Here is a 21,636-nt window from a genome sequence, read left to right on the forward strand (position 1 = left end):
ATGCCCATTTAACGGTCGATATAAGGCGCTCGATTGGGCGCCTTGGTCACACTTCTAATGCCTGGCGATCATGGGTTATAGGTCATAGTCCAACACAGGTGATAACCAGCGTTCCAGTTCCTTTTCTGTCATTCCCTTACGTTCTGCCAGGCTATCTACTTGGTCTTTACTGATTTTGCCCGTAGCAAAATAACTGGACTCAGGGTGAGAGTAGTAAAAACCACTGACAGCAGCAGCTGGTGTCATGGCGTAATGTTCGGTGAGTTCAACACCGATATTCTCTTCTGCGGATAACAGCTTAAATAGAGTACCTTTTTCAGTATGGTCGGGGCAGGCAGGATAGCCAGGTGCAGGACGAATACCGTGGTAACGCTCTTTAATCAATTCTTCATTGCTTAGCGCTTCGTCGCCAGCATAGCCCCAGATCTCTTTACGAACTCGTAAGTGCATATGTTCAGCAAAAGATTCCGCCAGACGGTCAGCCAGCGCTTTTACCATAATCGCACTATAATCATCATCCGCTGCTTCATATTGCCGAGCTAATTCTTCCGCGCCAATACCTGCGGTAACAACAAAGCCACCAATATAGTCCTCAAGGCCTGTACTCTTGGGTGCAATAAAGTCAGCCAGGCTGAAATTCGGCTTGCGATTAGGCTTGGCAGTTTGTTGGCGAATATGGTGCAGGGTGGTGGGTTGATCATCACCAGTAAGCACCTCGATATCATCGCTATTGACTTGGTTAGCTGGCCAGAAACCAATAACCGCTTTAGCGGTCAATAATTTCTCGTCGATCAGTTTTTTCAGCATCTTCTGCGCATCATCAAATAAGGTGCGAGCCGCTTCACCAACCACTTTATCATCGAGAATTTTTGGGTATTTACCGGCTAAATCCCAGCTGATAAAAAACGGCGTCCAATCAATAGTGTCTACTAGATCCGCTAGCGGATAGTCATCAAAAACCCTGGTGCCCAGAAAGCTGGGTTTTGGTGGTGTGTAATTATCCCACTCAATTTTTGGCGCATTCGCTTTTGCCGCTTCATAAGTTAGAGGCTTGGCTTTAGGCTGACGGTTTTTAACCCGCTCACGTACTACAGCATATTCCTCTTTGCGTTCCTGCCAAAAACTTTCATACAGCTTTTCGCTGAGCAGAGCACTGGCCACCGACACACTTCGAGAAGCATCGGGAACATAGATAATAGGGGCCTGATCATACTGCGGTTCAATTTTAACCGCAGTATGCGCTTTAGAGGTGGTGGCACCACCGATCATTAAGGGGATTGAAAAGCCCTGGTCCTTCATTTCCCTGGCGACATGAACCATTTCATCCAGCGAAGGGGTAATCAAGCCACTAAGACCAATAATGTCGGCATTTTCTTCTTTGGCGACGCGAAGGATTTCATCGCAGGCAACCATTACCCCAAGGTCAACCACCTCATAGTTATTACACTGCAAGACAACACCCACAATATTTTTACCAATATCGTGTACGTCACCTTTAACGGTGGCCATAATAATTTTACCATTGCTGGTGGCGCCATCATTTTTTTCTTCTTCGATAAAAGGCTGTAAGTGCGCTACCGCTTGCTTCATAACGCGGGCACTTTTTACCACCTGCGGTAAAAACATTTTACCGTCACCGAATAAATCACCAACGACATTCATGCCGTCCATCAAGGGGCCTTCAATCACCTCGATAGGGCGCTCGGCATTAACGCGGGCTTCTTCGGCGTCTTCAATAATATAGGTGGTGATACCTTTAACCAGGGCGTGCTCAATACGTTTTTCAACGGGGTAGTCACGCCACTCAAGGTTTTCAACTTGCTTCTTAGCGCCATCACCAGCGTAATCACCGGCAATATCCAGCAATCTTTCGGTGCTATCGTCGCGGCGGTTTAGAATTACATCTTCAACGGCTTCTTTAAGTTCGGCAGGCAAGTCGTCATACACGGCAAGCTGGCCGGCATTGACAATACCCATATCCAAACCGGCTTTGATTGCGTGATATAAAAACACCGAGTGAATCGCTTCGCGTACCGGGTTATTACCGCGAAAAGAGAACGATACGTTACTAACGCCACCAGAAATCATCGCATGGGGTAAGTTCTCTTTAATAAAGCGGCAGGCTTCAATAAAATCCACGGCATAGTTGTTGTGCTCTTCGATACCGGTAGCCACTGCAAAAATATTCGGGTCGAAAATAATATCCTGTGGCGGTAGGCCTACAACATCGACCAGTATTTTATAAGAGCGCTCGCAGATTTCATTTTTACGGGCGAGCGTATCCGCCTGACCTTCTTCATCAAAGGCCATAACGACAACGGCAGCGCCATAGTCCAGACATAGCTGGGCTTTTTCAATAAACTCCGCTTCGCCTTCTTTAAGGCTGATGGAGTTCACCACGGCTTTACCTTGAATGCACTTTAAGCCTGACTCAATAATTTCCCATTTAGAGGAATCGACCATAATGGGTACGCGAGAAATATCCGGCTCGGAAGCAATCAGGTTTAAAAACGTCACCATGGCTTTTTCAGCATCTAACATGCCTTCATCCATATTGATGTCGATAACCTGCGCGCCGTTTTCAACTTGCTCGCGGGCTACATCAAGGGCGGTATCGTAGTCACCATCAATAATAAGACGTTTAAACTTTGCTGAACCGGTAACGTTACAACGCTCACCGACGTTTACAAACAAAGAGTCTGCGCTAATGGTAAATGGCTCTAAGCCACTTAAACGACAGGCAGGAGAGGGCGTGCGTAATTCTCTGGGTTTGGAATCCAGTGCAATGGTTGCAATAGCTTTAATATGGTCGGGGGTAGTACCGCAGCAACCACCGACCAAATTTAAAAAGCCACGATCAGCAAAACCTTTTAAATCTTGCTGCATATCTTCTGGTGTTTCATCGTACTCACCAAAAGCGTTAGGCAGGCCGGCATTAAAGTGACCGCTGAAATAACAGTCAGCGGCGTTAGCTAACTCCTCAACAAAGGGGCGTATTTCTTTAAAACGACGACCACAGTTGGTCCCCACAATTAATGGCTTGGCGTGGGCGATAGCATTCCAAAAAGCTTCAGGGCTTTGTCCTGATAATACGCGGCCACTAATATCGGGGAAGGTCACCGAAATCATAATGGGTAATTCAATCCCTAAATCTCTAAAGCAACGCTTAACGGCATAGATAGCAGCTTTAGCATTGAGCGTATCAAAAATGGTTTCGATCATAATTAGATCGACATCGCCTTCGATTAAACCTTTAGTGGACTGGTAATAATCATCGGCCAGTTGATCGAAGTTAATATTACGCGCACCGGGGTCGTTAACGTCGGGGGATATGGAAGCAGTCCTCGGGGTTGGCCCAAGTACTCCGGCCACAAACCGTGGTTTATTCGGTGTTGTTTCGGTGGCTTTATCGGCGGCAGCGCGGGCAACCTTGGCTGCTTCTACATTAATCTCATAGGCATAGTCTTCAAGTTTGTAGTCACCCTGGGCTACACGGGTGGCGTTGAAGCTATTGGTTTCAATAATATCGGCGCCTGAATCCAGGTAGGCGGTATGAATTTCTTCAATGATATGCGGTTGGGTTATCGAGAGTAGGTCGTTATTGCCCTTAATATCCACATCATAATTAGCCAGTCGATCACCTCGATAATCTGCTTCTTCAAGCCCGTAGGATTGAATCATGCTGCCCATGGCCCCATCTATAATTAAGATGCGGTCTTTCAGGGCCTGCTTGAGGTTGGCAATGCGTGTATCTCTTGCTGTCATGTGTAGCCTGTTCGCTAAAAGTCTGTAAGCCCTTATAAATTAAAGGGATTCTGGCAGTGAATAGTTAATTAACTTACTTAGTTGCTTCTCTATACCCCTGCAATCACAGTATAATAGCTGACTAACTTGCTTATAAAAGTCAGCCGGGGTGCGGAAAGGCCGCATCTTAAACTATATTGAAATATTTTGATATAGTTTTTTGGGGCGTTGGATTAAAGAAATCATTGAGTCAGAGGCTTATCGCTCATGTCAGAAGTAGCCGAACAGGCAGCAACAGAATTAAAGATGACTATCACCGAGTCGGCCCAGGATTATCTGGCTGAGTTATTGGAAGGTCAGGAAGACGATGTATTGGGTATTCGCATGTTTGTTAATGCCCCCGGTACACCAACAGCAGAGACTTGTATTGCCTATTGTCGGGAGGCCGACCTGGATGAAGAAGATACTCTGGTTAGCTTTGAAAAGTTCACAGCAAGGTTTGAAGCTCGCAGCATTCCATTTCTTGAGGATGCCTTTGTTGATTACGCCAAAGACCGTATGGGTGGCCAATTAACGATTAAGGCTCCCAATGCCAAGCTACCTAAGGTTAATGCCGATAGCCCGATAGAAGATCGTATTAACTATGTGCTGTTTAATGAAGTAAACCCTTCACTGGCTGCCCATGGTGGGGAAGTATCCCTGTTGGAAGTCACTGACGAAAATATTGCCATATTGCAGTTCGGTGGCGGTTGCCAGGGTTGTGGCATGGTGGAATCCACGCTAAAAGATGGTGTTGAAAAGAACTTGTTAGAACAGGTTCCCGAGCTAAGTGCAGTGATGGATATGACCGACCATACGGACCGTTCACACGCTTATTTCAAGTAATTGATTGCGGTTATATTCCAAGGGCTGCCAATATCGCGGCCTTTTTTTAACATTTCTAACAAACTCTTCCCTGTTCCTGTCTCTAAGGTACTGATTTTTCAGTATTTACCTTGTAGAAAAAAAATGTATAAAGTGATTGACGGGCCTAATAAAGTGGTTACAATCTACGCAGCTTGAAAATACGGCTTGTTTTATGTTCAATCATTACGATGCTCCATCTGCAGTAGTTCGTCCTGTTCTTCATAATCAACACCAAATTTCCCAGCTAGATTGCTCTGCATGCCTCCGTGTGTATGGGCTAAATATTGAATGTTAAAATTAGCTAATAGCTAAATGTAAAATAGGATTAAGATATGTCTAATCAAACTACTGGCACTGTTAAGTGGTTCAACGAAAGCAAAGGTTTTGGTTTTATCGAGCAAGAGTCTGGCCCTGATGTGTTTGTACACTTCAGTGCGATCAGTGCTGACGGTTTCAAAACTTTAGCTGAAGGCCAGAAAGTTGAGTTCACAGTAACTCAGGGTCAAAAAGGCCCACAAGCTGAGAACGTAGTACCTTTATAAAACAAGCACCTCTACAAGTTTTATAGGTAATAGGTTGTAGGTTGTAGGTTGTAAGTTTTAGGTACACTGAAATTGCTTGGGAATAAAGTTCTAGTAATATTATCTGCACTTTATTCCTGATGACGGGTTATTGTTAATCCGTTATACCCTGCTTTGTTCACGAATGTGAGTAGGGCTAAAAGCCGCGTTTGTCGCGGTTTTTTTGTGCCTGAAGAAATGCCTGTTCTAAAGCTCGTCCAGCATACCGTTAACGATATCGGTTTCTATCATGCTAACCGGGCCATTCCAGTCCTCGGGGTAAATCGTATCATCGGGGTTAAGGAAGTCTTCGCTGCTTAACTCATAAGCATTGCGCCAATCTTCCGGTTCTTCGACTTCTTCAAGTAGCATTTCATTCCAGTTTTCAAGGTCATATTCCGTCACGGCACCATCGATAAGCTGAGTTTCTATTGTTCGGGTATTTTCATCTACTGCGACGACTTCAAAGATCAGGCCTTGCTGAATTTCCTTATACCAGTTGCCAACTTGAGGAGAAGTACTTTTCATTTCACGCCCTCTGGTTATCGTGCTTATGCTTATGGTTCAAAGTATCATGTAAAACGTCGCTGTCCATAGTTGATTTATTGGGTGGTATTAAGCCCTAAAAGCCATCAGTAATCCCCTCTTCAGGGAAACCTAATGAGATTCAATGGCTTATGATTTGTAAATTGGAGGACGATGTTCTATAAAGAGTTTCTTATAGGCTTTTACTATAAAAATTAGTTTAAACGAAATAAATTTGTATAAATTTTTTGCTTATATCTATAGTTTTTTCGATTAAAAATCAGTGGGTTGCTCTCGGCTAATGTTTATTCGGCTCCAGCGCAACACCTCAATACAGCATCCCAATACAAAATTGGACAGTGTGACAACTTATGAATACATCAGCTTCATCTCCAGCAACAGAATCAACCATTATGGATGTCAATCTGACTGAGTATCCATGGTTATGGGAAGTGTTTACCCTGGTTTTACTCACACTGCTGGCGCGCTATGTCCTGAGCTTGTTTTTACGTAAGTTGGAGCAGCAATTAAAGAAAACTCACACGCTGTGGGATGATGCTTTACTGGAAGCTGCCCGCGCACCGACAGGTTGGTTGGTGTGGATGGTTGGTTTTAGTTGGGTGTTAGAAATCCTGGTGGTTGAGTCAGACGCTTTTGTTTTTAGCACACTTGGCCCAGTGCGTGAACTAGCGGTTGTGTTACTGCTGGCCTGGTTTTTAATTCGTTTAATCAAGCAAGTTGAAACCCGTTTAATGTCCGACGAGTATGCCTCAGAGCCTGTTGATGCCACCACAGTGTTGGCCCTCGGTAAGTTGGTGAGGGCTGCTGTGGTCATTACCGTTGCCCTGGTGATATTGCAAACGCTGGGTTATAGCATTTCAGGGGTGCTGGCTTTCGGTGGCGTAGGAGGCATAGCGGTAGGTTTTGCCGCTAAAGATTTACTGGCTAACTTCTTTGGCGGTTTAATGATTTATTTGGATAGACCCTTCGCAGTAGGGGACTGGATTCGCTCGCCGGACCAGGAAATAGAAGGTACGGTTGAGCATATCGGCTGGCGGCAGACCTGCATTCGTACCTTTAGCAAACGCCCGCTTTATATCCCCAATGCTACCTTTAGCCATATTTCGGTTGAAAACCCCTCCCGAATGCTTAATCGTCGTATCTATGAAACCATTGGTATTCGCTATGAAGATGCTGACAAGATGAAAGTCATAGTCACTGATGTCACCGAGTTGCTTAGGCACCACGAAGAGATCGACCAGAATCAAACCATTATTGTTAATTTCAATAGCTTTGCTCCTTCGTCGTTGGATTTCTTTATCTACACCTTTACCAAAACCACCGACTGGGTTAAATACCATCAGGTGAAGCAGCGAGTTTTACTGGAAATCCTGGATATTATTTTTAAACATAATGCCGATGTGGCTTTCCCAACCTCCACCGTCCATATTCCGGATGGTGTTGCGGTTAATTCCCCTGATAGCCAAACAGGCCCGGTAGTTTAAGATGCTGGCTATTATTGGCGGAACTGGCCTAAATGAATTCAGTCAGGGTGAGGAAGTCGGTGAGCGGCATAATCACTATGGCTATACTTCGGCGGCTATTATTCAATCGGAGATTGAAGGGCATCAGGTCTGTTTTTTAGCCCGCCACGGCAATCCCCATTCCATTGCACCTCATCAGATTAATTATCGCGCCAACCTCTGGGCGCTTAAGCAGTTGGGCGTCAGCCAAATACTGGCCGTGAATGCGGTAGGTGGTATCACCCCATCTATGGCGGCCGGGGCTTTGGTATGCCCGGACCAATTAATTGATTACACCTATGATCGCCAACACACTCTTTACGATGGCGCTGATGATAAGCTGGAACATATAGATTTTAGTTACCCATTTTCACAGCGTTTGCGTACAGCTCTCAGCAATGCCGCCGCCCATTGTTCATTGCCGCTGTTAGACAAAGCCGTTTACGGCGTTACTCAAGGTCCGCGTTTGGAAACCGCCGCTGAAATCAATCGTATGGATAGGGATGGCTGTGATATTGTCGGCATGACCGCAATGCCTGAGGCTGCTTTGGCCAGGGAGTTGGAGTTGGACTATGCCAGTCTGTGTTTGGTGGTTAACCCGGCAGCGGGGCGCAGCGATACCTTAATCACTATGGATGATATCCACCGTGTAGTCGATACGGGAATGGTAAAGGTTAGGGCGTTGCTAACGGCTGCACCGGCTGAGCTGCACTGAGCTCCGCTTCCATAGGTTCTTCTTCCGTAGATTCGGGAAATTCATAGGGTGTAATTCTTACCAGCAGACCCATTAATGGGTGATCAATATAGTGCAGCTCATTACTGCGCATTCTGCGTGACTGACGCATTGTCACTGTCTGGTCAACGGCGAATTGATTGCCCGCTAAATCAAGAAACGGATTTTCCATATCGTTATTGTTAATAAAAATAGTCCCTGAGCTTGTGCCGGCGTTTGTCTGGTTAAAAATATCTTCCGTTGTTTTGTTAGTCTGCGCCACTCCGGCATTGGCGCTGGAGGCAATGGGTGCTTTGGGGAGTACTGGCCATGGGTTTTCCATGCGGCTGGCATTGCTAACGAAAGTACTCAGCCATAAGTCGGTGGTGATATGTAAATAGCGCTCTAGTCCCAGGCTAATTGACCCTTCCAATTCGAAATGATTATCAAATTGATCCCCCCCGCGTATCAACAAGCTTTCAGAATCATTGCGTTTGCCGATGGGTTGACGCCAGGCGCCATGAAATAACTGACGCAGGTCTTTTTGCCGCAATAGTTTTTGTTTTATCTCGGTAAAGCTGAGTTGCTCTTGAGCTAATAGGGTGAAGGGTTGTTCTTGTAAGGTGACTAAGAGTGGTTCAGGTAACGGAGCCTGTGCTGTCGCTTCTATTATGGTTTCTGCTGTCGTTTCTGCTGTGTTTTCTACTGTGGTTTCTTCGGCAGTTTCTATATTATTCCCGGACCAGTCGTTGAGCAGCACTTCGGTTTGCGCAGCTTTTTTTAGTTCGACAATACGCTGGGGGTATTTTAAACCCAGTTCCTTTGGCCAGACTTCAGTATTACTTTCGGCAGCTTCCTGATAGGCAAAAATAAATACCTCAATCTGGTACCACTTTGCCTCTGTTGCCCTGTTTTTGCTGTCTTGGGCAAACACGGCATTATTGCTCATCAGGACAGCGGTCAGTAATGTAAAGGCTAATGATTTCATTATCAGTGTTGTTCTCTTTAGGGTTACTCTCTGTGCTGATCCGTGTTTCAAGCTACAGCCTTCTTTAAAGTATCGGGTGTGAGTTTATCCAGTAGCTTATCAATAAAATCAAATCGTTGTTCGGTTTCTTCCAGTGATTCGCTAAATTTTAGTGCCGTGGCCCCGGCTAGTTGATAAGTGGCGGGTTGGCTTTGTACCAGTTGGACCAATGCTATAGGTTCTACCTGGGTGTCTTCTGCAAATTCCAGTTTGCCGCCGACTGCAGAGCCTTCTACTTTGGCAATGCCGATGGCTTGCGCCCGTAACTTAAGTTCAGTGGCCCTGAACAGGTTTTTTACCGGGTCAGGTAGTAGGCCAAAGCGGTCAATCATTTCAACTTGCAGTTCGCGTAAGTCGTTATTGGTTTCGGCATTGGCGATGCGTTTGTATAAAATCAAGCGGGTATGTACGTCCGGTAAATAATCGTCGGGAATTAAAGCGGGCAACCTCAGGTTGACTTCGCTGCCCGGTTTAAAGGCATCTTCAATATTGGTTTCTTTGCCTTCCTTGATAGCGTTAACAGCACGTTCCAGCATTTCCATATAGAGGGTAAAGCCAATGCTATGGATTTGACCGCTTTGGTCATCCCCTAATAATTCACCGGCACCGCGAATTTCAAGGTCGTGGGTGGCGAGGGTAAAGCCGGACCCCAGGTCCTCTGCCTGGCTAATCGCATCCAGTCGTTTCTCGGCATCTTTGGTCATATTTTTTATGCCCGGTGTTAACAGGTAGGCATAAGCCTGGTGATGTGAGCGACCAACACGACCCCGCAGTTGGTGTAATTGCGCCAGGCCAAATTTATCGGCGCGATCAATAATAATGGTATTGGCGTTGGGTACATCAATACCCGTTTCAATAATGGTGGTACATAGTAAGACATTAAATCGTTTGTGATAAAAATCCGACATCACTTGCTCCAGCTGTCGCTCAGGCATTTGGCCATGGCCAATACCTATACGTAGCTCGGGTACCAGTTCTTGCAGCTCCCTGGCGGTTTGCTCAATATTTTTTACTTCATTGTGCAGATAATACACCTGCCCACCGCGTAAAATTTCACGCAACATAGCTTCTTTGATAATGCCTTTGTCTGTTTGCCTTACAAAGGTTTTTACCGATAAACGACGGGCAGGTGGGGTGGCGATAATCGATAAGTCCCGCATACCGGACATAGCCATATTTAAGGTGCGTGGGATCGGTGTGGCAGTTAAGGTCAGTATATCAACCTCGGAGCGTAGGGATTTTAGTTTCTCTTTTTGCCTAACACCAAAACGATGTTCTTCGTCGATTATCAATAAGCCTAAGTTATGATATTTAACATCGCCCTGCAGTAGTTTGTGGGTGCCAATTAAAATATCGACTTTGCCTGCTTTAACTTTTGCCAGAACTTCCTCGGCCTCTTTATTGCTGCGAAAACGCGACAGCACTTCTACTGTTACTGGCCAGTCAGCAAAGCGGTCTTTAAAGGATTCGTAATGCTGTTGGGCGAGCAGGGTGGTAGGTACTAAAATTGCCACTTGTTTGCTGTTATGTACGGCCACAAAGGCGGCCCGCATAGCCACTTCGGTTTTACCAAAGCCAACATCTCCACAAACCAGGCGGTCAGTGGCTGTTGGTGCTTGCAAATCAGAGAGGACTGCGGCAATAGCGGTTTCCTGGTCCGGTGTTTCTTCAAAGGGAAAGCCTGCGGCAAATTTTTCATAGGCCTGTTTGGGGTTGGCTAAGGCTTCGCCGGGGCGTGCTGCACGGCGTGCGTAGATATCCAACAACTCGGCTGCAACATCACGAATTTTTTCAGCGGCTTTGCGTTTGGCTTTTGACCATTGGTCACTGCCAAGGCGATGTAGTGGGGCGTGTTCTTCATCGGCACCGCTATAGCGGCTGATTAAATGCAGTGATGAAACGGGGACATAGAGTTTTGCTCCGTCCGCATATTCCAGGGTTAAAAATTCTGCGGTTTCACCCTCAACCCCAATTTCTTGCAGTCCGCGATAACGACCTACGCCATGATCGAGATGAACTACCGGTGCGCCAATGCGTAACTCGGTCAGGTTTTTAATAACAGCGTCGCTATTATCTTGTGTTTTACGACGGCGGCGGCTTTGCATCACTCGCTGGCCAAACAGTTGTGGCTCGGCGATAACTATGGTGTCGCTAAGTTGCAAACCGGCTTCCAGTGGCCCAATGGTTATCGCCAGTCTTTCATTGCTGTCAATAAATGCCTGCCAACTGTCGCAGTTTTCTGGTTTGATGCTATGGCGATTTAATAAATCTAATAAGCTTTCCCGACGTCCCGCACTTTCTGCACAGAATAAAATCCGGGCATTGCTTTTATTAATGAGTGCTTCGACATCTTTTAATGGGTTTTCTGCCTGGCTATCGATGTTTAGAAAAGCAGGGGGTTGGCAGTCAAAATTATGATGGCCTACTTTTTCTTCCAGTACATCACGGTGCATAACAATGCGGGGGTAATGCTTTAAGGCAGCAAATAATTGATCATTAGGAATAAATAATTGCTGTGGGCTGAGTAGTGGGCGCTGCGCATCAATATTGCGATCTTCATAGCGCGTATGCAGGTCTCGCCAAAATTGGTCGGCGGCACCTTCCAGGCCTTCAAGGTTAACGATCAGGCTATCCTTGGGTAAAAAATCAAATAGCGTGCTGGTGTTTTCAAAAAACAGCGGTAGATAATATTCGATACCGGCGGGAGCAATACCTTCACTAACGTCCTGATAGATAGAGCAGCGACGGTGGTCGACATCAAACTGCTCATGCCATTGATTGCGAAAGCGTTTGATGCCCGTTTCGTCCAGGGGGAATTCTTTACCCGGTAGCAGGTTTACTGATTTTATTTGCTCAACGGTACGCTGGTTCTCGGGGTCAAAGGTACGCAGGGTATCTACTTCGTCGCCAAACAGGTCAACCCGGAAGGGCATGCTGCTACCCATTGGAAAGATATCCATAATCGAGCCACGCAGGGCAAACTCACCATGTTCATAGACCGTATTCACACAGCGGTAGCCATTGCCTTCCAGTTTTAAACGCATGGCTTCTATATCAAACCGCTGGCCGACCTCAATCACCAGGCTATGGGCATTCAGGTAGTCGCTGGGCAATAATCGGTGCATTAGGGTCGACACCGGCACCACCAGAATACCGTTGTTCATCTGTGATAAGCGATGCAGGGTATTTAAGCGTTCAGAAATAATATCCTGATGTGGCGAAAAGGTATCGTAGGGCAGGGTTTCCCAATCGGGAAAGTGCACAACTTCCAGCTCACTGCCATAAAAGCTTAATTCCTGCTCAAAGCGCAGGGCGCTGGCCGTGTCATTACAGACTAGAACGGTTAACCGCTCGGATTGATGGGCCGCACTGGCAATGGCCAAACTGGGTGCGCTGCCAAACAGGCTGCCCCAACGCTGGCGGTCACCGGCTTTGTTGCTGACAGAGGGAGAGAATAAGGAGTTTTGACTCATAGATACTTGTGATTAAGGCTGCATTTCGAGGGCGCTTATTGTAGCGTGACAGCGTGTTATTTACAGTGTTGATTTGCTTCAATTTATTAGGCTCTCATAACGATTGTGGCTGAAGTCCGGCTAATGTAGTCATCGGGAGTGATTTATTCGGGCAATTTGTCTCGAAAAAGCACGCTAGCGGTTGAACTTAGCGGGGTGAATGAACATAATACGCGCTTTTTTGGCAGGCCCAATTTTGCTTGCCCATCAATACTTAATGGAAGGTATCCAACAGTGAGCACTGATAACAGCACCCGTAGCCGTCCCGATGACTATTTTGGTGATTGGAAAGAGCGTGAAGCTTTAGCCGAAGGCATGATTCCTTTGGTGGGTAAGCTTTACCGTAATAGCGTTAAGACCTATGTTTATGGTCAAAATCTGGTCAATCTCTCCGTGTTGGATATTATGAAGGCTCACCGCGCTGTGCGTCAGGTTGAGGGTAATGAGCTTTCTGAGTATGAAACTTTTCCTGTGATCAAAGTTTTGGCTGAGCTAAATCTGGGTATTGCCCATATTGATGCTGGCCGCATTGCGGTTAAATATGAAGAGACTGCAAAAGCCAAGGGTGTTAGTGTTGAAGAGTTTGTCCGTGAAGAAGTGGCTGAATTAATCAACGATACTACGCCAGCCCCAGAGCCTCGCGATGTGGTGCTTTATGGTTTTGGCCGTATCGGCCGCTTAATGGCTCGCCTGTTAATTGAGAAAACCGGTGGTGGTGACAATTTGCGCCTTAAAGCGATTGTTGTTCGTCAGGGTGGCGCCAAGAATGATTTGGTTAAGCGTGCCAGTTTATTGCGTCGCGACTCGGTTCACGGGCCATTCAATGGCACCATCCGTGTTGATGAAGAGCGCAGCTCTTTTGTTGCCAATGGTAATGAAATTAAAGTGATTTATGCCGGTTCACCGGAAGAGGTAGATTACACCGAGCACGGTATCAATGATGCCATCGTTATTGATAATACCGGTATCTTTAAAGATGCAGAGGGCCTATCTCGTCACCTGCGTCCAGGTGCTTCAAAGGTTATTTTGACTGCTCCTGGTTCTGATGTACCGAATATCGTTTACGGCATTAACAATGACGTGATTCGTGATGAAGACCGTATTATTTCAGCGGCTAGCTGTACCACCAATGCTATTTCTCCGCCATTGCAGGCAATGAATGACAAGTTTGGTATTACTTCTGGCCATATTGAAACCATCCATGCTTACACCAATGACCAGAACCTGATTGATAACTATCACAAGGCTGACCGTCGTGGTCGTAGCGCGCCATTGAATATGGTTATTACCTCGACCGGTGCTGCCAAGGCTGTTGCCAAGGTATTGCCTGTTATGCAGGGTAAGCTAACCGGTAATGCTATCCGCGTTCCTACTCCAAATGTCTCTATGGCTATTTTGAAGCTGACCCTGGAGAAAGAGACCACAGTTGAAGAAGTGAATGAATATATGCGTAATGTTTCACTGCATTCACCCCTGCGTAAGCAAGTGGCTTATTCAAACTCTCCTGAAGTGGTATCCAGTGATTTGGTTGGCTCTCGCGAAGCTTGTATCTACGATTCAGTTGCTACCATTGTGAATGGTAACCAGGTCATTATGTACTGCTGGTACGATAATGAGTTTGGCTATAGCTGCCAGGTTCACCGTGTACTTGAGCAGATGGCTGGTGTTGAGTATCGGGTATTTCCTAAAGAAAACTAAGTGTTGCTTAGTAGAAAGCCGCCTTTGGGCGGCTTTTTTGTGTCTGGTAGTTTTCGTCATCCCCGCGCGGGCGGGGATCCAGACTGCATGTTTATGCCGTTATTTCCGCCCCCGACTAAAGCACTCGACGGCAGGCTGCGGAAATCTACAGTGCTGGATTCCCGCCTGCGCGGGAACGACGGTGGAATGAGAGGTAAACCTGCCACCATTTCCCCCCTGAATAATGAAATTGCTCCAAATCGCCTCCGAACCCACAAAAAATGCCTTTTAAATCAACCCAATGCGGCCACTAGCTATGGCATTTGTGCCCCCAGATCTTTATACTTGCGCCATTTTTAAGGGCATGTCCTTGCGGGGCCGAAATATCAACGAAAAAAGTACGATTCCGGTCTATCCTTAGCCATGGAATTTGTTCTCCTGTTGAGTCAGATCCTTAATATTACAAGTTTTTTAACTATCAAGTGTCAGGCATATCTATGATTAAGATCAGTCGTGGTTTGGACTTGCCTATCTCCGGTGCACCAGTACAGGTTATTAGTGAGGGGGCGAAAACACGCTCTGTTGCTTTAGTCGGTTTTGACTATGTAGGCATGAAGCCCACAATGTCCGTGCAAGTTGGAGATCGCGTCAAGACCGGTCAACTACTATTCACCGATAAGAAAACCGAGGGTGTGAAATATACATCACCTGCTACCGGTATCGTATCGGCCATTAACCGAGGTGATAAGCGTGTATTCCAGTCGGTTGTAATCGATGTGGAAGAGGACGAGTTTGAAACCTTTGCGTCAGGCGATGTTAATGCCATGGATCGACAGCAGGTTGTCGATACTCTGGTTAACTCAGGACAGTGGACAGCCTTGCGCACCCGTCCTTACAGTCGCGTACCCGCACCCGATTCAACAGCGGCTGCGATCTTCGTTACTGCCATTGATACCCACCCACTAGCGGCTGACCCTTCAGTGATTATCGCTGAGCAGGTGGCGGCCTTCGAAGGTGGTTTAAACGCATTGAGCAAGCTGAGTGATAAGGTCTTTGTTAGTACAGCCCCAGGCGCCAATATCTCAACCGGTGCTGCCAAAGTGGAGGCCGTTGAGTTTGCCGGCCCACATCCAGCAGGGCTTGCTGGTACTCATATGCATTACCTGAACCCGGTCAGCGCCAATAAAATCGCCTGGTCTATCGGTTATCAGGATGTTATCGCCATCGGCAAGCTATTTGCTGAGGGCAAACTATCGGTTGAGCGTGTGGTGGCATTAGCGGGTCCGCAGGTTGATAAGCCTGAGTTAGTGAGAACGCGTTTAGGTGCCAATCTGCAAGAGTTAACCGCTGGTAAAGTTAAGCCTGAGAACAACCGTGTGATTTCCGGTTCTGTTTTAGGCGGTCGTACAGCTCGCGGTGCCGTGGCTTATCTTGGCCGATACCATCAACAGGTTAGCGTACTACTGGAAGGTGATGAGCGTGAATTTATGGGTTGGATGTCACCGGGCGTTGCCAGGCACTCAAACCTTGCCATCTATATCTCCCAGTTTACCAAAAGCAAATTGTTAGATTTCACTACCAGCACTAACGGCAGTGAAAGAGCTATGGTTCCCGTAGGTAGCTACGAGAAAATCATGCCACTAGATATTTTGCCTACCCAATTATTGCGTTCACTAATCGTTGGCGATACCGCCATGGCGCAAGACCTGGGTTGTTTAGAATTAGATGAGGAAGACCTGGCGCTGTGTACTTATGTCTGCTCAGGTAAGTATGAGTATGGCCCAATACTCCGCGATAACCTCACTCGCATAGAGAAGGAGGGTTAATCATGGCGGTCAAATTCCCCGCATTGCGGAAAGTACTCGACGATATGGAGCCGCACTTCCATAAAGGCGGTAAATACGAAAACTGGTTTGCGCTGTATGAAGCGGCAGATACCATTTTCTACTCTCCTGGTCATACTACTAAAACCACAGCCCACGTCCGTGACGGTGTTGATCTAAAGCGCATTATGATCACCGTATGGTTATGTGTTTTCCCAGCCATGTTCTTTGGTATGTGGAATATTGGTTTCCAGGCTAATACTATTCTTGCCGAAACCGGCCTGGTAATGACTGATGACTGGCGTGTTGGCCTGATCTCAGCCTTTGCCGGTAATGATCCTGCGAGCATGTGGGATAACTTCTGGTATGGTCTTTGGTACTTCGTTCCCGTTTATGCGGTTACCTTTATTGTAGGTGGCTTCTGGGAAGTCCTATTTGCCATGAAACGTGGCCACGAAGTTAACGAGGGTTTCTTTGTTACCTCTATCTTATTTGCCTTGATTTGCCCGCCGTCGATTCCCCTATGGCAGGTTGCGCTGGGTATCACCTTTGGTGTGGTTATCGGTAAAGAAGTTTTCGGTGGTACCGGTAAAAACTTCCTTAACCCGGCATTAACCGGCCGTGCATTCCTGTTCTTTGCCTACCCGGCTTCTATGTCTGGTGATGCAGTATGGACTGCGGTTGATGGTTACACCGGTGCAACGGCCTTATCGGTTGTAGCTAGCGATGGCGTTGTGGCCCTGCAAAACTCATTAACCTGGTGGGATTCGTTTGCAGGCTTTGAAGCTGGTTCCATGGGTGAAACCTCTGTCCTGGCGATTCTGTTAGGTGGTGCGGTTCTGCTTTGGACGCGTATTGCTTCATGGCGAATTGTTAGCGGCGTTATGATTGGAATGGTTGCCTTATCGTCCCTATTGAATCTACTCGGTTCCGATAGCAACCCGATGTTTGCCATGCCCTGGTACTGGCACTTAACCGTTGGTGGTTTTGCCTTCGGTATGATCTTTATGGCGACCGACCCCGTATCATCCTCAATGACCAATGCCGGTAAATGGTGGTTTGGTGCATTGATCGGTGTGATGGTGGTACTGATTCGTGTGGTAAACCCTGCATTCCCAGAAGGTATGATGCTGGCGATTCTATTTGCCAACTTATTCTCTCCTGTGATCGACCACTTTGTGGTGCAAGCTAACATTAAACGGAGGCTCGCCCGTGGCTAATAAAGAAACTACCTCCAAGACGATTATCGTTGCGCTGGTTCTATGTATTGTCTGTTCGCTGGTGGTATCCAGTGCCGCGGTACTATTAAAAGACCAGCAGGACGCCAATAAAAAGCTTGACCGTTACAGCAATATCCTTGCTGCGGCCGGCATGCTTAACAAAGATGAAAGTATTGAAGATCAATACAATCGCCTGATTACCGCTAGAGTAGTGGATCTGGAAACCGGTCGCTATACCGATGTGGTTGATGTTGCCACCTATGACCAGCGTCGTGCGGTTAAAGATAATTCGCTGTCTGAAGCTTTAAGTGGCGAAGATGACCTGGCCAAGATTTCACGTCGTGAAAACTATTCCATGGTCTATCTGGTGTTATCTAAAGGTGAACTACAGAAAATTATCCTTCCTGTTCGCGGTTATGGTCTTTGGTCAACCATGCGCGGTTTTATCGCGCTGGAAAACGATGGCAATACTATCGCCGGTTTAGGTTTTTCCGAGCATGGCGAAACACCGGGGTTGGGTGGAGAAATCGATAACCCTAAGTGGAAATCACTATGGCCGGGTAAAAAAGTTTACCAAAACGGCGAAGTGGAAGTCGGTTTGATTAAAGGCTCAGTCACACCTGGCAGCGCCAATGCGGACTACGAAGTTGATGGTCTGGCCGGTGCTACCTTAACCAGTCGCGGTGTTACTAACCTGGTGCACTTCTGGTTGGGTGAGAAAGGTTTTCAGAAATTCCTCAGTAATTTACGTTCAGGGGAGGCAGGATAATGTCTACAGTTAAGGATTCGCTAGTCGATCCCATTTTTAAAAATAACCCGATAGCTTTACAGGTGCTGGGTATTTGTTCTGCCTTGGCGGTAACTTCAAGTTTAAAAGTTACCTTGGTTATGTGTATGTCGGTTATCGTGGTGTGTGCTTGTTCTAACACCGCTATTTCGATTATCCGTAACGTAATCCCCAATAGCATCCGCATTATTGTACAGATGGTGATTATCGCGTCATTAGTAATCGTGGTTGACCAGGTGTTAAAGGCTTATTTCTATGAAATCAGCAAACAGTTGTCAGTTTTTGTTGGTTTGATTATAACTAACTGTATCGTGATGGGACGTGCTGAAGCCTTTGCGATGAAGAACCCGCCGCTACCGAGCTTTTTTGATGGCGTTGGTAACGGTTTAGGTTACTCAGCCATTTTGATTGCTATTGCGATTGTGCGTGAGTTGTTTGGTTCAGGTAAGTTGATGGGTATTGAAATTCTGCCGCTGGTTAATGATGGCGGTTGGTATCAGCCTAACGGTTTATTACTGTTGCCGCCTAGTGCCTTCTTCTTGATCGGTCTGTTCATTTGGGCACTACGCTCCTGGAAGAAAGAGCAAGTGGAAGAGTCGGAGTTTAAGATTACTTCGAATACCACTAACGCGCAGGAGGCAATGTAATGGAAGAGTTACTAAGTTTATTTGTGCGCTCTGTCTTTATTGACAATATGGCGCTGGCCTTCTTCCTGGGCATGTGTACTTTATTAGCATTGTCCAAAAAAATGCAGGCGGCGATTGGTCTGGGTATAGCAGTTATCGTGGTACTGGGTATTACCGTACCGGTTAACTACATGATCTACACCTACTTTTTAAAAGAAGGTGCATTAGTTTGGTTAAGCCCGGATTTTGCCACGGTTGATTTAAGCTTCCTTGGCTTATTGAGTTATATCGGTGTTATCGCAGCGCTGGTACAGATCCTGGAAATGTTCCTGGACAAATTTGTACCGGCTCTTTATAACGCTTTGGGTGTATTTCTACCGTTAATCACGGTTAACTGTGCAATCATGGGGGCTTCACTCTTTATGGTTGAGCGTGACTACGGTTTCGGTGAATCAGTAGTGTTTGGTCTTGGCTCCGGTGTGGGCTGGGCATTAGCTATTATCTTGCTGGCTGGTATCCGCGAAAAAATGAAATACAGCGATGTACCGGATGGCTTGCAAGGCCTGGGTATTACGTTTATTACTGTTGGTTTGATGTCGTTAGGCTTTATGTCCTTCGGCGGCATTGATCTATAAGAGGCGCATTAGTATGAATCAGGTAATTGTCCTCGGCGTAGGCATGTTTACAGTCGTCGTCATCACTTTGGTGGCAGTGATTTTATTCGCCCGTGCTCGTATGGTGAGTTCAGGTAACGTCAATATTGAAATTAATGGCCAGAAAACTATCTCCGTTCCGGCGGGTGATAAATTACTGCAAACTCTGGCTTCTAACGATATCTTCCTGGCTTCGGCCTGTGGCGGTGGCGGTAGTTGTGCGCAGTGTAAGTGTATTGTTAATGACGGTGGTGGTTCTATGCTGCCAACGGAAGAGCCGCACTTTACCCCTCGCGAATCTCGCGAAGGCTGGCGTTTATCCTGCCAGGCTCCAGTTAAGCAGGATATGAAAATTGAAGTACCAGAAGAAGTGTTTGGTATTAAGCAGTGGGAATGTACCGTTGAAAGTAATCCCAATGTTGCGACTTTTATTAAAGAGCTAACCCTGAAGTTACCCGAAGGTGAAAGTGTAGAATTTCGCGCGGGTGGTTATGTGCAGCTTGAAGCTCCGGCTCATCATGTTAAATATAGCGACTTTGATGTGGGTGAAGAGTACAAAGGTGATTGGGAACGTTTTGGTTTCTTTGATGTTGAATCAAAAGTTGATGAGCCGATTATCCGTGCTTACTCAATGGCTAACTACCCGGAAGAGAAGGGTATTGTTAAGTTTAATATCCGTTGTGCAACGCCTCCGCCAAATAACCTCAGTCTGCCAGCAGGTCAAATGTCATCCTGGGTATTTAGCCTGAAGCCAGGTGATAAGGTAACAGTATTCGGTCCGTTCGGTGAGTTCTTTGCCAAAGAAAATGAAACAGAAATGGTATTTATTGGCGGTGGTGCAGGTATGGCACCTATGCGTTCACATATCTTCGACCAACTTAAGCGTATTGGTACCCACCGTAAAGTTTCATTCTGGTATGGTGCGCGTTCATTGCGTGAAGTATTTTACGCTGATGAATTTGATGCCTTGGCCAAAGAGTTTCCAAATTTTAACTGGCACCTGGCATTAAGTGATGCGCAGCCAGAAGATAACTGGACGGGCATGACAGGCTTTATTCACAATGTTGTACATGACAATTACCTGGGTGAACATTCGGCGCCTGAAGATTGTGAGTTCTATATGTGTGGTCCACCAATGATGAATTCAGCGATTATCAATATGCTGCACAGCCTGGGTGTGGAAGATGAAAATATTATGTTGGATGAATTTTAAGTACTATCTATGACTGCACTTAAATTATGAATCTATTCATCCAATACCAAAGAGCAGCTTCGCTGCTCTTTTTGTTTGTGTTTATAGCGGGTTGCGGTGACTCTGGTAAAGAGCATTTTACCCTGGCCGGCTCAACCATGGGCACTACCTATCATATTACCGTGCTTGAAAGAGAAGGTATCAAAAGCAATCAACAGGAGTTACAGCAGGCGATTGATCAACAGTTATTGTTAATCAATCAGCAGATGTCGACCTATCAAGATGATTCAGAGCTGTCTAAATTTAACCGGGCTCTGGTCGGTGAATGGGTTAATGTCAGTGCTAATCTGTTTGATATTTTGGTGATGAGTATGGAGCTAAGCTGGCTGACTGGTGGTGCTTTTGATATTACCGTTGGGCCGCTGGTTAATCTATGGGGCTTTGGCCCTGACGGTTTGGATATGCCATCAACCGTACCGGATGCTGGCAACATTAAAGCGCTGTTAGAACAAAGTGGTTTCCAGGCGATTGAGTTGGCTTTGGACGATAATAGTATCCGCAAAACCAAGCCGGTTATTCTTGATCTCTCGGCTATTGCCAAAGGCTATGGTGTGGATAAAGTCGCTGAGCTATTACTTTATGCGGGTTATACTGATTTTATGGTAGAGATCGGTGGCGAGTTGAGGTTGGCGGGTAATAGTCCTCGCGGTACGCCCTGGCGTATAGCCATAGAGCAGCCTGATGCCAATGCCTTTGGCCAGTCGAATAAGGCCGTGCAGGTCAGTGGTGTTTCAATAGCAACATCCGGTGACTATCGCAATTACTTTGAGCAAGACGGCAAGCGTTATTCCCATACGATCGATCCAACCACGGGTTATCCTACTGATCATTCTCTGGCGTCTATCACGGTAATCGCGGATTCTTCCGCCTACGCAGATGGTTTGGCCACGGCCTTAAATGTACTGGGGCCTGAGAAGGCATTGCAACTGGCTGAGCAGCAGGGCTTGGCTATCTATATGCTGGTGAAAACCGAGCAGGGCTTTGCAGCCCAATATAGCGAAGCCTTTAAACCCTATCTGCAATAACTATGAGCAGGGCTGGGAGCAGGGCTGGGAACAGGGTTGGCCACAAGCACAGCTCTGGCGTAAA

General features: G+C 46.6%; 16 protein-coding genes. 12 read left to right on the forward strand and 4 right to left on the reverse strand.

The annotated features are described in order from the left end of the window. Positions 1-75: 75 nt before the first annotated feature. Positions 76-3,765: a methionine synthase gene (gene metH / locus P8H32_RS07545; RefSeq protein ID WP_301089021.1), complete on the reverse strand. Its 3,690-nt coding sequence runs from the start codon at positions 3,763-3,765 to the stop codon at positions 76-78. 246 nt (positions 3,766-4,011) lie between these two features. Between metH and nfuA the strand changes: the two genes are divergently transcribed. Both nfuA and P8H32_RS07555 read left to right on the forward strand, forming a co-directional pair. Continuing rightward, complete coding sequence (nfuA, locus tag P8H32_RS07550; protein ID WP_297292037.1) at positions 4,012-4,629, forward strand: Fe-S biogenesis protein NfuA; 618 nt, start codon at positions 4,012-4,014, stop codon at positions 4,627-4,629. Between the two features lie 353 nt (positions 4,630-4,982). Further along, positions 4,983-5,192: a cold-shock protein gene (locus tag P8H32_RS07555; protein WP_301089024.1), complete on the forward strand. Its 210-nt coding sequence runs from the start codon at positions 4,983-4,985 to the stop codon at positions 5,190-5,192. A gap of 225 nt (positions 5,193-5,417) precedes the next feature. Here the strand turns inward: P8H32_RS07555 and P8H32_RS07560 are convergent, their stop codons facing one another. Continuing rightward, positions 5,418-5,738: a DUF6763 family protein gene (locus P8H32_RS07560; RefSeq protein WP_297292175.1), complete on the reverse strand. Its 321-nt coding sequence runs from the start codon at positions 5,736-5,738 to the stop codon at positions 5,418-5,420. A 410-nt stretch (positions 5,739-6,148) separates the two neighbouring features. Between P8H32_RS07560 and P8H32_RS07565 the strand changes: the two genes are divergently transcribed. Then, positions 6,149-7,240 carry a mechanosensitive ion channel family protein gene (locus tag P8H32_RS07565; protein WP_297292176.1) on the forward strand — a complete coding sequence of 364 codons (1,092 nt, stop codon included), beginning with the start codon at positions 6,149-6,151 and terminating at the stop codon, positions 7,238-7,240. Between the two features lies 1 nt (position 7,241). After that, a complete protein-coding gene (locus P8H32_RS07570; protein ID WP_297292174.1) occupies positions 7,242-7,973 on the forward strand; it encodes an S-methyl-5'-thioinosine phosphorylase in 732 nt (243 codons plus the stop codon). Here P8H32_RS07570 and P8H32_RS07575 read toward each other — a convergent pair. After that, positions 7,933-8,958: a CsiV family protein gene (locus tag P8H32_RS07575; RefSeq protein WP_301089026.1), complete on the reverse strand. Its 1,026-nt coding sequence runs from the start codon at positions 8,956-8,958 to the stop codon at positions 7,933-7,935. The genes P8H32_RS07570 and P8H32_RS07575 overlap by 41 nt on opposite strands. Positions 8,959-9,005: 47 nt before the next feature. Continuing rightward, the gene (gene mfd / locus P8H32_RS07580) at positions 9,006-12,470 is read right to left on the reverse strand and encodes a transcription-repair coupling factor (protein ID WP_301089029.1); all 3,465 of its coding nucleotides are present in this window, start codon (positions 12,468-12,470) and stop codon (positions 9,006-9,008) included. Positions 12,471-12,743: 273 nt separating this feature from the next. Between mfd and P8H32_RS07585 the strand changes: the two genes are divergently transcribed. The 8 genes from P8H32_RS07585 to P8H32_RS07620 all read left to right on the forward strand — a co-directional run bounded on the left by P8H32_RS07585 (position 12,744) and on the right by P8H32_RS07620 (position 21,572). Beyond that, positions 12,744-14,207, forward strand: coding sequence for a glyceraldehyde-3-phosphate dehydrogenase (locus P8H32_RS07585; protein WP_297292171.1), 1,464 nt, complete (start codon positions 12,744-12,746; stop codon positions 14,205-14,207). 476 nt (positions 14,208-14,683) lie between these two features. Further along, on the forward strand, positions 14,684-16,012 hold the full coding sequence (locus P8H32_RS07590; protein WP_297292170.1) for a Na(+)-translocating NADH-quinone reductase subunit A: 1,329 nt from the start codon (positions 14,684-14,686) through the stop codon (positions 16,010-16,012). 2 nt (positions 16,013-16,014) lie between these two features. Continuing rightward, complete coding sequence (locus tag P8H32_RS07595) at positions 16,015-17,229, forward strand: NADH:ubiquinone reductase (Na(+)-transporting) subunit B (protein WP_297292169.1); 1,215 nt, start codon at positions 16,015-16,017, stop codon at positions 17,227-17,229. Beyond that, positions 17,222-17,998 carry a Na(+)-translocating NADH-quinone reductase subunit C gene (locus tag P8H32_RS07600; protein WP_297292168.1) on the forward strand — a complete coding sequence of 259 codons (777 nt, stop codon included), beginning with the start codon at positions 17,222-17,224 and terminating at the stop codon, positions 17,996-17,998. The genes P8H32_RS07595 and P8H32_RS07600 overlap by 8 nt, the downstream gene beginning before the upstream one ends. Then, a complete protein-coding gene (locus P8H32_RS07605) occupies positions 17,998-18,663 on the forward strand; it encodes an NADH:ubiquinone reductase (Na(+)-transporting) subunit D (RefSeq protein ID WP_297292167.1) in 666 nt (221 codons plus the stop codon). Before P8H32_RS07600 ends, P8H32_RS07605 begins: the two co-directional genes overlap by 1 nt. Further along, a complete protein-coding gene (gene nqrE / locus P8H32_RS07610) occupies positions 18,663-19,277 on the forward strand; it encodes an NADH:ubiquinone reductase (Na(+)-transporting) subunit E (RefSeq protein WP_297292166.1) in 615 nt (204 codons plus the stop codon). The genes P8H32_RS07605 and nqrE overlap by 1 nt, the downstream gene beginning before the upstream one ends. Before the next feature lie 13 nt (positions 19,278-19,290). Further along, on the forward strand, positions 19,291-20,508 hold the full coding sequence (gene nqrF, locus P8H32_RS07615) for an NADH:ubiquinone reductase (Na(+)-transporting) subunit F (RefSeq protein ID WP_297292165.1): 1,218 nt from the start codon (positions 19,291-19,293) through the stop codon (positions 20,506-20,508). Between the two features lie 26 nt (positions 20,509-20,534). Then, positions 20,535-21,572 carry an FAD:protein FMN transferase gene (locus P8H32_RS07620; RefSeq protein ID WP_297292164.1) on the forward strand — a complete coding sequence of 346 codons (1,038 nt, stop codon included), beginning with the start codon at positions 20,535-20,537 and terminating at the stop codon, positions 21,570-21,572. Positions 21,573-21,636: the final 64 nt, after the last annotated feature.

The organism is Oceanicoccus sp. (assembly GCF_029238675.1).
GTDB lineage: Bacteria > Pseudomonadota > Gammaproteobacteria > Pseudomonadales > Dasaniaceae > Oceanicoccus.

Excerpts from the sequence above, each read along its gene's own strand:
- metH (WP_301089021.1), bottom strand. The coding sequence starts at position 3,765 with ATGACAGCAAGAGATACACGCATTGCCAACCTCAAGCAGGCCCTGAAA.
- nfuA (WP_297292037.1), top strand. The coding sequence starts at position 4,012 with ATGTCAGAAGTAGCCGAACAGGCAGCAACAGAATTAAAGATGACTATC.
- P8H32_RS07555 (WP_301089024.1), top strand. The coding sequence starts at position 4,983 with ATGTCTAATCAAACTACTGGCACTGTTAAGTGGTTCAACGAAAGCAAA.
- P8H32_RS07560 (WP_297292175.1), bottom strand. The coding sequence starts at position 5,738 with ATGAAAAGTACTTCTCCTCAAGTTGGCAACTGGTATAAGGAAATTCAG.
- P8H32_RS07565 (WP_297292176.1), top strand. The coding sequence starts at position 6,149 with ATGGATGTCAATCTGACTGAGTATCCATGGTTATGGGAAGTGTTTACC.
- P8H32_RS07570 (WP_297292174.1), top strand. The coding sequence starts at position 7,242 with ATGCTGGCTATTATTGGCGGAACTGGCCTAAATGAATTCAGTCAGGGT.
- P8H32_RS07575 (WP_301089026.1), bottom strand. The coding sequence starts at position 8,958 with ATGAAATCATTAGCCTTTACATTACTGACCGCTGTCCTGATGAGCAAT.
- mfd (WP_301089029.1), bottom strand. The coding sequence starts at position 12,470 with ATGAGTCAAAACTCCTTATTCTCTCCCTCTGTCAGCAACAAAGCCGGT.
- P8H32_RS07590 (WP_297292170.1), top strand. The coding sequence starts at position 14,684 with ATGATTAAGATCAGTCGTGGTTTGGACTTGCCTATCTCCGGTGCACCA.
- P8H32_RS07595 (WP_297292169.1), top strand. The coding sequence starts at position 16,015 with ATGGCGGTCAAATTCCCCGCATTGCGGAAAGTACTCGACGATATGGAG.
- P8H32_RS07605 (WP_297292167.1), top strand. The coding sequence starts at position 17,998 with ATGTCTACAGTTAAGGATTCGCTAGTCGATCCCATTTTTAAAAATAAC.
- nqrE (WP_297292166.1), top strand. The coding sequence starts at position 18,663 with ATGGAAGAGTTACTAAGTTTATTTGTGCGCTCTGTCTTTATTGACAAT.
- nqrF (WP_297292165.1), top strand. The coding sequence starts at position 19,291 with ATGAATCAGGTAATTGTCCTCGGCGTAGGCATGTTTACAGTCGTCGTC.
- P8H32_RS07620 (WP_297292164.1), top strand. The coding sequence starts at position 20,535 with ATGAATCTATTCATCCAATACCAAAGAGCAGCTTCGCTGCTCTTTTTG.